At 40.3% G+C, this 12,564-nt stretch carries 19 protein-coding genes and 1 tRNA gene; 15 read left to right on the forward strand and 5 right to left on the reverse strand.

Annotated features, from left to right (window positions below):
- Positions 1 to 29 precede the first annotated feature (29 nt).
- The 3 genes from CHI10_RS18695 (at position 30) to CHI10_RS18705 (ending at position 2,934) form a co-directional block, all read left to right on the forward strand.
- Positions 30 to 1,217: a M14 family metallopeptidase gene (locus CHI10_RS18695; RefSeq protein ID WP_095245695.1), complete on the forward strand. Its 1,188-nt coding sequence runs from the start codon at positions 30 to 32 to the stop codon at positions 1,215 to 1,217.
- Positions 1,218 to 1,443: 226 nt separating this feature from the next.
- Positions 1,444 to 2,595, forward strand: coding sequence for a YqgU-like beta propeller domain-containing protein (locus CHI10_RS18700; protein ID WP_286137482.1), 1,152 nt, complete (start codon positions 1,444 to 1,446; stop codon positions 2,593 to 2,595).
- Positions 2,596 to 2,619: 24 nt separating this feature from the next.
- The gene (locus CHI10_RS18705) at positions 2,620 to 2,934 is read left to right on the forward strand and encodes an MTH1187 family thiamine-binding protein (protein WP_095245696.1); all 315 of its coding nucleotides are present in this window, start codon (positions 2,620 to 2,622) and stop codon (positions 2,932 to 2,934) included.
- An 87-nt stretch (positions 2,935 to 3,021) separates the two neighbouring features.
- On the opposite strand, the gene CHI10_RS18710 is transcribed toward CHI10_RS18705, so the two are convergent.
- Positions 3,022 to 3,195 (reverse strand): DUF2759 domain-containing protein, encoded by a 174-nt coding sequence (locus CHI10_RS18710; RefSeq protein WP_048008269.1) that lies wholly within the window; start codon positions 3,193 to 3,195, stop codon positions 3,022 to 3,024.
- A gap of 125 nt (positions 3,196 to 3,320) precedes the next feature.
- Entirely contained in the window at positions 3,321 to 3,800 is a 480-nt protein-coding gene (locus CHI10_RS18715) for a hypothetical protein (RefSeq protein ID WP_095245697.1), read from the reverse strand.
- Positions 3,801 to 3,887: 87 nt separating this feature from the next.
- Between CHI10_RS18715 and CHI10_RS18720 the strand changes: the two genes are divergently transcribed.
- Together CHI10_RS18720 and CHI10_RS18725 are read left to right on the forward strand one after the other, a co-directional pair.
- Positions 3,888 to 4,523 carry an MBL fold metallo-hydrolase gene (locus CHI10_RS18720; protein ID WP_095245698.1) on the forward strand — a complete coding sequence of 212 codons (636 nt, stop codon included), beginning with the start codon at positions 3,888 to 3,890 and terminating at the stop codon, positions 4,521 to 4,523.
- 204 nt (positions 4,524 to 4,727) lie between these two features.
- Complete coding sequence (locus CHI10_RS18725; protein WP_095245714.1) at positions 4,728 to 5,798, forward strand: class I SAM-dependent methyltransferase; 1,071 nt, start codon at positions 4,728 to 4,730, stop codon at positions 5,796 to 5,798.
- Positions 5,799 to 5,833: 35 nt separating this feature from the next.
- Here CHI10_RS18725 and CHI10_RS18730 read toward each other — a convergent pair whose 3' ends face one another.
- A complete protein-coding gene (locus CHI10_RS18730) occupies positions 5,834 to 6,079 on the reverse strand; it encodes a DUF2626 domain-containing protein (protein WP_095245699.1) in 246 nt (81 codons plus the stop codon).
- Between the two features lie 153 nt (positions 6,080 to 6,232).
- A complete protein-coding gene (locus tag CHI10_RS18735; RefSeq protein WP_095245700.1) occupies positions 6,233 to 6,931 on the reverse strand; it encodes a helix-turn-helix transcriptional regulator in 699 nt (232 codons plus the stop codon).
- A 246-nt stretch (positions 6,932 to 7,177) separates the two neighbouring features.
- On the opposite strand from CHI10_RS18735, the gene CHI10_RS18740 reads away from it, so the two are divergent.
- Entirely contained in the window at positions 7,178 to 7,531 is a 354-nt protein-coding gene (locus CHI10_RS18740) for a Spx/MgsR family RNA polymerase-binding regulatory protein (RefSeq protein ID WP_095245701.1), read from the forward strand.
- Positions 7,532 to 7,580: 49 nt separating this feature from the next.
- Here CHI10_RS18740 and CHI10_RS18745 read toward each other — a convergent pair.
- Positions 7,581 to 7,652 (reverse strand) — tRNA-Gln (locus CHI10_RS18745).
- A gap of 147 nt (positions 7,653 to 7,799) precedes the next feature.
- On the opposite strand from CHI10_RS18745, the gene comGA reads away from it, so the two are divergent.
- The 9 genes from comGA to CHI10_RS18790 all read left to right on the forward strand — a co-directional run bounded on the left by comGA (position 7,800) and on the right by CHI10_RS18790 (position 12,538).
- The gene (gene comGA, locus CHI10_RS18750; RefSeq protein ID WP_095245702.1) at positions 7,800 to 8,870 is read left to right on the forward strand and encodes a competence type IV pilus ATPase ComGA; all 1,071 of its coding nucleotides are present in this window, start codon (positions 7,800 to 7,802) and stop codon (positions 8,868 to 8,870) included.
- Positions 8,857 to 9,888 (forward strand): competence type IV pilus assembly protein ComGB, encoded by a 1,032-nt coding sequence (gene comGB, locus CHI10_RS18755; protein ID WP_095245715.1) that lies wholly within the window; start codon positions 8,857 to 8,859, stop codon positions 9,886 to 9,888. The genes comGA and comGB overlap by 14 nt, the downstream gene beginning before the upstream one ends.
- Positions 9,888 to 10,211: a competence type IV pilus major pilin ComGC gene (gene comGC, locus CHI10_RS18760; protein WP_095245703.1), complete on the forward strand. Its 324-nt coding sequence runs from the start codon at positions 9,888 to 9,890 to the stop codon at positions 10,209 to 10,211. Before comGB ends, comGC begins: the two co-directional genes overlap by 1 nt.
- On the forward strand, positions 10,208 to 10,648 hold the full coding sequence (comGD, locus tag CHI10_RS18765) for a competence type IV pilus minor pilin ComGD (protein ID WP_095245704.1): 441 nt from the start codon (positions 10,208 to 10,210) through the stop codon (positions 10,646 to 10,648). The genes comGC and comGD overlap by 4 nt, the downstream gene beginning before the upstream one ends.
- Complete coding sequence (locus CHI10_RS18770; RefSeq protein ID WP_095245705.1) at positions 10,632 to 10,961, forward strand: phosphatase; 330 nt, start codon at positions 10,632 to 10,634, stop codon at positions 10,959 to 10,961. The genes comGD and CHI10_RS18770 overlap by 17 nt, the downstream gene beginning before the upstream one ends.
- The gene (gene comGF, locus CHI10_RS18775; RefSeq protein WP_483294962.1) at positions 10,918 to 11,391 is read left to right on the forward strand and encodes a competence type IV pilus minor pilin ComGF; all 474 of its coding nucleotides are present in this window, start codon (positions 10,918 to 10,920) and stop codon (positions 11,389 to 11,391) included. The genes CHI10_RS18770 and comGF overlap by 44 nt, the downstream gene beginning before the upstream one ends.
- A complete protein-coding gene (gene comGG, locus CHI10_RS18780) occupies positions 11,381 to 11,764 on the forward strand; it encodes a competence type IV pilus minor pilin ComGG (protein ID WP_095245707.1) in 384 nt (127 codons plus the stop codon). The genes comGF and comGG overlap by 11 nt, the downstream gene beginning before the upstream one ends.
- Positions 11,765 to 11,776: 12 nt before the next feature.
- Positions 11,777 to 12,274 (forward strand): shikimate kinase, encoded by a 498-nt coding sequence (locus tag CHI10_RS18785; protein ID WP_095245708.1) that lies wholly within the window; start codon positions 11,777 to 11,779, stop codon positions 12,272 to 12,274.
- 78 nt (positions 12,275 to 12,352) lie between these two features.
- Positions 12,353 to 12,538 (forward strand): YqzE family protein, encoded by a 186-nt coding sequence (locus CHI10_RS18790; RefSeq protein WP_095245709.1) that lies wholly within the window; start codon positions 12,353 to 12,355, stop codon positions 12,536 to 12,538.
- Positions 12,539 to 12,564 lie beyond the last annotated feature (26 nt).

The following is a 12,564-nucleotide window of genomic DNA, read 5'->3' on the forward strand; positions in this document are numbered from 1 at the left end:
AAATTGAAATGATGGAAAGGGGGAGAAAGATGAAAGTCAAAGTCCGCTCAGGAGATTCCTTATGGTATTACAGTCAGCTCTTTATGATGCCAGTCAATCTCATTGCAGATGCTAATCCCGGGGTTAATCCTGCATCACTAAAGATAGGCCGCGAAATTAACATCCCCGGCTTTACATTGCTAAATTATACAGTTAAGTCAGGTGACACCTTTTGGAAGCTTAGTTCTTCACGCAACCTTTCTGTGGATGCTCTTCTCCTGGTTAATCAATCCCTTAATCCGAACAGCCTAATCCCTGGTACGGCTATTAAACTGCCGAGGCGCGTCATTTCCCCAATTGTATCAGGCAGGAGGAATTATGATTATAAAGCATTGACAGCTGATATCTCCCTGCTGGCAGATATTTATCCGTTTATAAAAGTAAATACAATTGGCCAAAGTGTTCTTGGAAAGCCGATTCAGGAAATACGGTTAGGAAAAGGGAATAAGAAAGTGCAAATCAATGCATCCTTTCATGCGAATGAATGGATTACGACCCCTATATTAATGGCTTTGCTGAACAGCTATCTTTTATCCATTACAAATGTCCGGCCGATAAGAGGAATTTCAACAATGCCTTTGTATAATTCCGTTGACCTTTCCATAGTGCCAATGGTGAACCCTGACGGGGTTGACCTGGTTTTGAACGGGCCTCCAGCGGAAGTCAAAGAGGAAGTTATTTCGATAAATAGGGGCAGCACGGATTTCACAGGCTGGAAGGCTAATATTAGAGGGGTTGATTTAAATAATCAGTTTCCTGCCAAATGGGACTTTGAGAAACAGAGAAGTGAACAAAGTGGCCCGGCACCAAGAGATTATCTTGGCGAAGCCCCACTAACGGAACCGGAAGCCATAGCGATGGCGGAACTGGCAAAAGATAATCAATTCGATCGGATGCTGGCCTTCCATACACAAGGTGCAGAGTTTTATTGGGGATTTGAGGGAATGGAGCCGCCGGAATCGGAGGTAATCGCGCAAGAGTTCGAGCGTGTCAGCGGATATAGGGCAGTCCAGTACATTGATAGCTTTGCCGGTTATAAGGATTGGTTTATACAGGATTTCCGGATGCCCGGATTCACAATTGAATTGGGAAGAGGCATTAATCCGCTGCCCCTGTCACAGTATGATGATATTTATGAAGAGGTGCTGGGCATTTTTCTTGCCTCGCTTTATATGTGAAAAAATTATCGTTAAAATTGATTCTGTATTGTATTTTAATCAAGCAGACATTAAAATTACTATCATACTAACATCACTATGCCAATAGTTCTATGGAAACCAGCCGCTTTTCCAAACTGAGGACGGAAAAACGGCTTTTTCCTGTTAAACTCATTAATTCTGCCATTATTGAAACATTTTCATGTCATTTACGTACTTATAATTAGGGAGAAAAGGAGGTGCGGATTTGGTAAACACACAACCTGCATATCAAAGGAAGTTTCTATTTTTATCTTTTATTTTGCTGGCTTCATTATTTCTGATAACCGGCTGTGCACAGCCTGAGAAAGCTGAGATGGAGCAGAATCAGGATCAAGAAAATGAAGCCTCTGAGCCTTCCGCACCACCTGAAGCCGAAAACAAGAACATAAAGGCTATTCGGATTAATGAAGAGGAATTTCAGGGAGCAAATGGCTGGCTCAGCAATGATCAAATTGTTTACACTGTAAAAGATGGCGCAGCTTCCAGGGTTTATGCTTATAATCTGTTTTCAGGTGAACAAGAGCTTCTTTACGAAAGCTCACACCCGATTGCGTCTGTAACGGTAAGCCCAGCCGGAAAATACATACTGATTCGATCATCACCCGGAACCTATGAAGCAGCCTTAACGGTTATAAAATCAAGTGGAAAAGTTGTCTGGGAGGAAAATATTTCAAGCTTTGATTTTGCTGTTGAGTGGAACCCTTATGATGAAGAGTCTATATTTATTGCTTCATTTACTGAAGACTGGGATTTTACACCCTACCATATAGATATCGATAAAGGTACATTAGCAGAATTAAACTTAAGGCAGCCTTTTGCTAAATGGGTGGATTCAAATCATCTTATTTTTCTAGATTGGGACAGTGATAATCCGTCACTTTTCGCACCGCTCGTTAAGCAATCTATTGCTGAAAGCAATGAGACCCTGGTTAAGGAAGACATTTTTCAATTCGATGCTGCCAGTGACCGGCTAATGACCATTACTGTTCCGTCAGATCAATCAGACCAGGCGCTGTATACTTTTATGGACAATCATTTTAAAGAGCTAGCTTCATTCTCAATACCTCATTTGACAAGGTTTTCGGATTGGCTGGTGCCATACCATGACTGGACTCCCCGGGGAATCATTACTTTTCAGCCATTGTATAGCGCTGAGAGTGATATGTATGCTGGGGGATTTCAGCTTATATCTGTGGACAGTGAAACCGGTGAAAAGGAAGTGCTTTTCGAAGATATGGAAAATGCGCCGCTCAGCTGTTCACCCGACGGGAAAGCCTGTTTAACAGGTTTCTATCTTGAGGAACTGATAATGACTGACAGAAAAGAGGTCATTCGGCTGGTTGAATATAACGAGTAATCAAGCAGGCAAAGGAGCAGAGATATGGCAATCGCAGATGTTACAGTTATTCCAATTGGAACGGAAACACCAAGTGTCAGCAGCTATGTGGCAGACATTCAGCGTGTTTTAAAAAAATATGAGGAAAGCGGCACAATCCGATTTCAGCTGACACCCATGAATACCATTATTGAAGGGGAGCTGCCTGATTTATTTGAAGTTATTCAGGCAATGCATGAAGTCCCTTTTGAAAAAGGCTTAATGAGAGTGGCGACCAATATCCGCATTGATGACAGAAGAGATGTTAAGAGGAAAATGGAAGAAAAGGTCCAAAGAGTTGAAAGCCGGCTAAAAGTTTAAATAAAAGGGCTCCCACTGAGGGAGCCCTTTTATTTCTTAAAGTAAAGCATCAATGCGCCGCGGGTTGGCGGGCACGCTGTGCTTTTCTTAGTGAACAGCAGGATATCCACTGTTAATTAAGGTCATTACAGAGAACCATCCGAAAACGGCAAGTGTTCCTACAGCAAAAACCAAGCCAAGGAAGTTCTTGTTCTTCAGTGCACTAAATGCACCAAAAGCTGCAAGAACTGCGACTAATGCAAAAATGATTGGTAGTCCCATTAAAACAGCCCCCTTTATTTCGTGATCAGCAGGCAAAAGCCATATCAAAATCATTCTTCAGGTTATATACCCATTATGTAAAACCCAAGTATATACATTCGTCCTTTATTTTATATTTTTTTCTTCTATTTGTCGAGGTCTAAAAATGACACTTGTATGTCATATGCATCAGCAATGCCGATTATTAAATCCTTTAGATGAAGTTCTGAAAAATAAACTGCTGGCATTTTTTCTTCTTTCGCTGTAAAGACCAGATGCTCCTGAAATTGATAGACAGCCATCTGGATATCTTCTTTATTGCCCCCGGTTATTGTGAAGGCATTAAGGAGCTCAGTGAACAAGTAAACTCCGCTTTCTGTTTCAATCGCAAAGTCTTCAAAAGTTTCTCCCTTTACACCCGATTTTATGTAACAGAGCTTAAAAAATTCTTCAAAAAGTCCGGCATCGACCAGGACGCTTTTGGTAAATTCCGCATGAGCCCTCTCTTCAAACAGAAAGATGCTCTGCTGAAAATCGAACAGTTTAGTATTATTTTTGATTAAGTTCATGAATTCGGGCACATCTTGAATAATATAGCCGGCTTCAACGCCATATAGGATTTTCATCTAATACTCCTTTTGCAGATATAAGGCATTCCATTCTGATATAGTGTAAAATAATAGACAAATAAATCAACTATGGAGGTGTAGGCGATGGAATGGAATCAGATCCCTCTTGGCCCATTGCAAACAAACTGTTATGTCCTTTCGAATGAAAACAAAGATTGTTTAATCTTTGATCCGGGTGAAGAGAGCGGAAAACTGAGCGGCATTATCGAACAAAAAGGACTGAAACCTCTTGCTGTCATACTTACTCATGCCCATTTTGATCATATTGGCGCTGTAGACGGAATAAGAGATGCCTTTTCTATCCCTGTATACATACATGAAAAAGAAGCAGCATGGCTTCCGGATCCAGCCTTAAATGGTTCCCACCTATTTAAAATAGGCAAGCTGATAAAAGCAAGGCCTGCAGACCATATTATAACAGCTGAACAAGTGTTGAGCATAGGTGAATTTACCTTTAACATTCTGGAGACGCCAGGCCATTCTCCAGGGAGTGTTTCTTTGTATTTTAGAGATGCTGGTCTTGTGGTGGCCGGTGACGCGCTGTTCAGCGGAAGCATAGGACGCACAGACCTTCCGGGCGGCAATCATCAGCAGCTCCTTGAAAGTATACATAATAAGCTTTTGCCATTGCCTGAAGAAACAGAAGTGCTTCCTGGACACGGGCCAGTTACGACAATTGGCCGGGAAATGGATTCAAATCCATTTCTGAATGGATTCTGATTGGAAAATAGAAAAGCCCTTCTCCAATGAGAAGGGCTTTTCTGGGGGATGTTTTATTCATATAAAATGGGAGGGGATATAGTTAAGCTACTACATTAACAATATAACAGGGAAAACACTATGTCAATAGTGAAAACATTGTCCAAAACAATAAAAATGGCTGTTTCCAGAAATCCAGATTTTTCAATCGAAAAGGGAGTTTATATGCTGAATTTACTAACAGATTATATAGAAAATACTCCTCAAAAAATGATCAGCTATGCTGACTATATCCAGCAGGCCCTTTATCATTCCGAATATGGTTACTATATGAAAGATAAGGAAAAAATTGGGCCGGGGGGAGATTTTATTACAACCAGCAATGTTTCTGATATATATGGAAGGACCATTTCAAAGTGGTTTCATCAAATGGCAGGGGAATATCAGCTGCCTTTTCAGGTCTGTGAAATAGGGGGCGGGAATGGACGCTTTGCAAAAGCTTTCCTTGATGAGTGGAATCTTATTGCTGATAAAGAGATACATTATTATATTTTTGAAACAAGCCCCTATCACAGGAAGCTGCAGCAGGAGCAGATAGTATTTTCCGAACAGATCAGGCAAATCGATAGCTGGGACGAGATTTCTCCATTTTGCGGCCTGATTTTTTCAAATGAGCTGTTTGATGCCTTGCCTGTCCATGTGGTTGAAAAAGCACATGATCAGTTGACTGAAATTATGGTAACCGTAAAAGACGGAAAGCTTGCAGAACATGCTGTGCCATTAACAAATAGAGATATTTCCTTATACCTTGAAGAAAGCGGTTTATCACTTAGCAATGGCCAAAGAATTGAAATACCTCTGCAAATGGAGCAGATGATTAAGGATATGTCTGCTGCTCTGGATAAAGGGTTTGTGCTGACTGCCGATTATGGCTATACAGATGAGGAATGGCAGGAACCGATTAGAAGAGATGGCAGTCTCAGAGGTTATTACAAGCATTCTTTAATTTCTAATGTACTCGAACACCCTGGCGAGATGGATATAACCAGCCATGTTCATTTTGATTCACTGATCCGATTGGGAGAGAAAGAAGGGCTGGATTTTCATTTTATGATGAGACAGGATGAATTCCTGCTGTCTGCAGGCATTTTACAGGAGCTTGAAGATCATTATGATTCTAATCCGTTTTCTCCTGTCAGCAAAAGAAACAGGGCAATAAGAAGTCTGATAACACCTTCAGGCATGAGTACAGCATTTCACCTGGTCCTGCAGGGAAAGAAAATAGGTGAAAAATAAAAAAAGCGATGATTTCATCGCTTTTTTATCGGCTATTAGTGGCCGCCGGCGCCAGGTGTCATCATAAATGTTGACCAGTAAGTGAAGCCTACGAAGAAAACAGTTAAGTATGCTCCAAAAACATAAATATACATACGTTCGGAAAGCTTTAAGTAGCTTAAAAGCAGGAAAAATCCTGTTTGGCCGAAGAAAATCAAGGACGTTGTATACATATCGCCAAGGTAAAACATAACAGCGAAAATTCCCGTCCAGAATCCTAATACTCTGTACATACTATCCATATGTATCCCTCCTTTTACCCTTACAAGTCCATCACTACAATATTATAAAGTAAATGCTTAATAAAAGTAAATAATGGTTTCTAAATAGTACAGAAAAGGGCGGAAAAAAAAGCTTACCACGGCCTTTTTTTCGCCATTTTTCTGCGGATGACTTTAATTTCCAACAATTGCTTTATATGCGCAAGAATCACAGCCGGTGAGCATATTCTGCTTTTCCACCAGTTGAATGGAATCAAACAGATTTTCAAACATTCCCTTTAAAAATTCATAATGCATATTGCAGACTGGCTCAGCATGCCGGGCTGCAACCTCCTTAAATGGGCAATTATAAATTTGGAAATAGATGGTGGTCTTTTCCTCATTTGCATCAAATTCAGGGTGGAAACCTGACAAATCGGCAGCATGCTTTAAGAGGTTTAATTTCTGTTCAAAAGTAAGTTGATCTGTGTTTGGATACCTTTTAAGCTCTTGGCCGATCAGCTCACTGCCAAACTTTTTCCCTGTTGCATACAGTGCTTTTCTTCCTTCTTCGCCTAAGTCAAGCATTGTTTCCATGGCTATTTTAGCCAGCAGCTGATAATCCCTGTAAGGGAAATGCAGCTGCACAACATCATCAGACAATCGATATAACCGGCTGGGCCTTCCGCCTTTGCCCGTTTTTTTTGTTTCAGAAACAAGCATATTTACATCTTCAAGCTTGGATAAATGTAACCTTGCAACATTGGGATGTATGCTGAAATTATCTGCAATCTCCTGCACGGTAACATCTTTATGCCGTTTAGTAATGTATTGATAAATATAATAGCGGGTTGGATCGGATAACACATTTGTTATTTTTAATGTTTGCTCCATTTATTGTCACCTCAAAAGGGTTATTTATTCCCGAGGTCATCAGCTGTCACTTATAGCACTTAGCTGGCGCCTTCCTGGCCTGCTTCCATTATAATACAGCCATTTGAGGTTAACACTGTAATCACTATAAGTTTAGAAAATGTTCACAAATGGAGTTTAATTACTTATACAAAAGTGTATACATATATTGTACAATTGATATACAATAAGAATAGGCTAAATAATCAATTTGTGAGGTGAAGAGGTATGAGCCAATTGACATTTTTTACATATCCCAGCTGTACTTCCTGCAGAAAGACGAAAAAATGGCTGACAGCCCATTCAATTGATTTTGAAGAAAGGCATCTCTTCAGGGAGACTCCATCACCAAGAGAATTACTAAAAATCCTTTCTTTAACCACAAGCGGCCTTGATGAGATTCTCGCGACCCGCAGCCAGACCTATAAAGACCTGGGAGAGAAACTTGAGGAATTATCATTATCAGAAGTGGTGCAAATGGTTATTAAGGAGCCGAAACTGCTGAGGAGACCGATTCTGACAAACGGAAATAAGATTGTCATAGGCTATAATCCGGATGCATTTAAAAATATGGCTAAATAGATTATTCTAAAATGAAAAAGGAAGGACATCCGGTGTCCTTCCACAGCTACTGGGCTAGCAGGATTCGAACCTGCGCATGACGGAGTCAAAGTCCGGTGCCTTACCGCTTGGCTATAGCCCATTAATTCGCTATATCCTTTTTTATTATGGAAAGAAAAAAATAATCTATTCACAAATTCGTCAAAAAAATTTGCCGAAAAATGAAGGAAATGCTTTGGATAAGTCGAATTAATATCCAGAATAATTAAAAAAGGTGGTGCATAATTAGTTGAGTATAATTGAAAGAATGGCAGAACGAATTATTAAAGACGCTGTCAGAAGCCATGCTTCCGACATCCACATCATTCCCCGAAGAAAAGACACACTCATTCAGCTGAGGTTCGGCAGCCAATTGACCCCCAGGCTTTATCTTCCCAAAGAAGAGTGTGACAGATTGATTTCCCATTTTAAATTTACAGCATCGATGGATATTGGTGAAAAAAGAAGGCCGCAGAGCGGTGCATACTCACTTGAAGTAGACGGACAAATGATTGGCCTGCGCTTTTCAACACTCCCATCAAGCCACAGCGAAAGCCTTGTTATCAGAATTCTCCCCCAGCAGGAACAAATTCCTTTTTACCAGATCAGCCTTTTTCCAGACATGACAAGAAAAATGCTGGCACTGCTGAAGCATGCTCACGGATTGATTATTTTCACTGGCCCGACCGGCAGCGGTAAAACCACAACACTGTATTCCCTTCTGAATGAAACCTCCCATATGTTCCATCGCAATGTCATCACCCTGGAAGATCCCATTGAAAAAGAGAATGACTTAGTTCTTCAAGTCCAAGTGAATGAGAAAGCCGGCGTGTCTTATTCTGCAGGCTTAAAAGCAATCCTTCGCCATGACCCCGATATCATTATGGTGGGTGAAATCCGGGATGCGGAAACGGCGAAGATTGCAGTTAGAGCAGCTCTTACCGGTCACCTTGTATTAAGCACCATGCATACCCGGGATGCTGAGGGGGCTGTATACCGTCTGGCTGAGTTTGGAGTGAACATGCTGGAAATTGAGCAGACTTTGGTGGCGGTCACCGCTCAGCGCCTAGTCGAATTGAATTGTCCATATTGTGAAGGGGAATGCTCGCCATTCTGCTATGGATATGGCAGGTGGAAACGGGCGAGTGTGTTTGAATTGCTTGCAGGAAGGGCGCTCAATGCCTCCATAAAGAATGCAAGAGGAGAAAGCAGCCATGTTAAGTATCGAACACTGAAGGAAGTCATAACTAAAGGGATTGCTCTGGGCTATATAAAGGAAACGGAGTACAGCAGGTGGGTACATGGCAATGGAGAAACCTAAATGGACCATTCAAGAACAGGGTTTGTTTCTGAAGAATACAGGGGAACTGCTGTCCAGAGGATATCCTTTATCCGAAGCGCTCGAGTCACTGGTGCATCAGCTGCCGCAAAAACGAAAACATGAAATCAGGCAGTGCCTCTCTCAGTTGAGAGAAGGTTTTCCTTTTTATCAAATACTTTCAAACATGAACTTTAATAAAAATCTGATTGGCTATGTTTTTTTTGCTGAACAGCACGGAGGCCTTGCTTCTGCATTTCTTGAAGGAAGCGAAATGGTGCTCCGAAAAGGCAGGGACACTGAAAAATTGAAAAAGCTGATGGCCTATCCGATTTTCCTGATGCTCATTACCGCATTCTTATTTATTTTCGTTGATAAAGTCCTGTTGCCCCGTTTCTCATCCTTATTTGTTTCAATGCAGCTTCAGCCTAATTTCTTTACGAAAGCCGTTTATTTGTTTGGTGATTTTCTCCCGTTTTTTCTTCTGTTTCTGTTCTTCGGCTTGGTCACTTTGCTTATATACTATTTTGTCAGATTCAGAAATCTTTCCCCTATCCAACAAAAAAAAATCCTCGTAAGAGTACCTGCAGCAGGCCAATTTCTTCGCCTTTACTATACCCACTTCTTTGCTGTACAGCTCAGTTATCTTTTAAATGGGGGCTTATCTATATCTGAGGCGCTGAGTCTTTTTGAGAAAAATGAAAAGCAGCCTTTTTACAGTATCCTCGGTAAAGCCGTGAAGCTCAAGCTCCGTGAAGGGAATAAGCTGGAAGACATTCTTGTGAGTTTTCCATTTTTTGAAAGGGAACTGTCCAATATTATTAGACATGGTCAAAAAAATGGCAGACTGGACCAGGAATTAACGTTTTTTAGCAGGCATTGTCTGCACAAAATAGAGGAAAAAACAGAAAAACTTCTTAAGATCATTCAGCCTGTTTTATATATGTTTATCGGTTTTTTAATAGTTTCGATGTATTTGGCAGTTTTGCTGCCTATGTTTCATCTACTGGAGGGATTTTAATGAAATGGCGTATGTTAAACAATAATAGAGGATTCACGCTTATTGAAATGATGATTGTTTTATTGGTGATTTCAGTGCTCTTAATCATCACCATTCCCAATGTAACAAAACACAATTCAAAAATAAACAGCAAGGGATGCGAGGCGTTCGTTAAGATGGTGCAGGCTCAGGTTCAGGCATATGAAATCGATGAAAAAGTACTGCCTTCGGACATTCAGGATTTAGTGGCTGCCGATTATCTCAATGAAGGAGCGACAACTTGTCCAAATGGAGATGCCATTACGATTTCTGCAGATGGGAAGGTTGAATCTGAAGAGTCATGATGAAAAACAAAGCAGGCTTTACATTGATAGAGTCGCTATTCGTTCTCAGTATTTTCCTTATTATTGCTTCGGTTACAGCCCTGCTTTTTAAACCGCATTTTTTCTATCTTGAAAAGATAATGTTCTTTTCCCAATTAAAATCTGACCTCCTTTATGCCCAAAACTATGCCATAACCCACCAGACAGATGTAGCTATTCAAATCATTCCAGAGGAGAATAAGTATTTCGCTAAGGAAAAGCTTGCGGCTGATTCTATTTTAAGCAGAGAATATTCCGGAGTCATTGAGATTAAGCCGGGAACAATGCCATTGTATTTTCAATATGGACCTGGCGGAATTACAAATAAATTTGGAAGCTTCTATATTAAAGCAGACAGGGAGCAATACAAAATAACATTTTTTATCGGAAGAGGACGTTTTAATGTGGAGAAAGAATGAAGGCTTCTTTCTGGCTGAGCTCCTGCTGTCTCTATCAGGGATACTGCTTGCAGCGGGAATAATATTTCCTCTTGTCATAAAGGCACTTGTGCATTCTGAAGAGGTAAAACAGGATTATGAAAGCACCCAGCTGCTTTATGAGAGTCTTATGGAGGCTGCATCGGAGGGGAGTTTTCCTGAGGGGAAGACCATAAAAAAAAATCAGACAGTCTATCAAATATTCCTTAAGGAAAACCAAGGATTTATGGAGGTTTGCATAAGGTATGATAATGTACGGGATAACACAAAGGAAAAGTGTGAGGTATTTCAGTGATAAGGGGTTTACCATGCTTGAAATGCTGTTTTCATTTTCAATATTTTTATTGATTGTTTCCTTTTTGACGGTGGGCTTAAATTCCCTTTTTCAGGACTGGAAAATGGAAGCCAGGACACAAAGACTTGAATGGCATGTATTTATCAACCAGCTGAAAAAGGAAATCAGGCTCGCTGATGCTGCAAATATAACAGCTGGATCAATTGTTTTGACTATAGACGGGAAAAGTGTGCTTTATGAAAAATATGGATCTAACTTGCGGAGGAGAGTGGATATGAAGGGCCATGAGATTGTCCTTCAAAAACTAAATGCCATTACCTTTGCGTCTGTCAATGGCGGGGTTGAAATAAATGTTTCGGATGATTTTGATCAAAAGCATTCCGCGTTTCTATATTACTTAATGGATATGGAGGATATTGATGTACCGTAATCAGGAAGGATTTTCTTATCCTCTTACTTTAACACTTATACTGGCTGCACTCTTTCTTCTTACCATTCAATTAGACCAGTTTATTTCCGAGAAAAGGATTGTGAATCAGTCGGAAACCGTCCTAAAGCAGGAATACTACCTGCTGAGTTCCTTTAAAAAAACAGAAAAAATGCTGAGTGAAAATGCAGACCCGAAAGAGTCAGGAGTTTATTCGTTTAAAAAAGGATCGGTTTCCTATGAGATTTCTCCAGTGGCAGCAAGCTTAATTCAGATTACCTTCAAAACAAAAATTGGATCTGATAAAGAAATTTCCGGTTATGCTTACTATGACACAGACCTGCAAAAAATGATAAAATGGATTGAAAAAAACTGAGTGGGGATAAAAATGAAGCCTATTTTTTTAATCGGATTCATGGGTTCCGGCAAAACTACGATAGGAAAAGAGCTGGCAGCCTGCTTAAATCAGGAAGTAATTGATACAGATGAAGAAATAGTGAAGCGCGAGAATAAAAATATTAATGATATTTTCGCGCAGCATGGAGAGGAATACTTCAGAAGTCTTGAATCCAATATATTAAATGAAATGGATGACAGAGCGGGTGTTATAACCACTGGCGGGGGCATTGTGATAAAGCCTGAAAACAGAAATAGGCTTAGCGAAACAGGAATTGTTTTTTTCCTTTATGCGTCTCCTGAAGAAATCTTTAAACGGATTGAGAAGGATCATACCAGACCGCTGCTGAAGGGCGATAAAAAGAGGCTGATCCACGAACTTTATGAAAAAAGGATGCCGCTCTATAAAGAAACCGCCCATGTGATCATTGATACAACGAATAAAGATAAAGCAGAAATCATACAAGAAATAATAGATTGTTTAGAGTGAAAACCCGTTGGACATACTTGTAAATGATAAATAGCAGGCAGTTCCTGCAATTCTGTATGGAAAAAGGCAGGTATGGACATGAAATCCAACGATTATGTAAAGTATCTTACACAGACAGTAGTAAAATATATTGATCAGCCAAAAGATGAGCGAAAACGGCATCGTATTGAAAAAAAGGACATGAAAGAGCCGTTTTTATTCAGATGGTTTGGAATGTTTTCTTATCTGTTTTACTTGGGCATGAGAAGAAAGAAACATAAATAGCTTTTATGCAAAAAACCGGCTAAATT

Origin of the sequence: Bacillus sp. 7894-2, from assembly GCF_002272225.1 — a bacterium.
In the GTDB taxonomy this organism is placed as follows: domain Bacteria; phylum Bacillota; class Bacilli; order Bacillales; family Cytobacillaceae; genus Cytobacillus.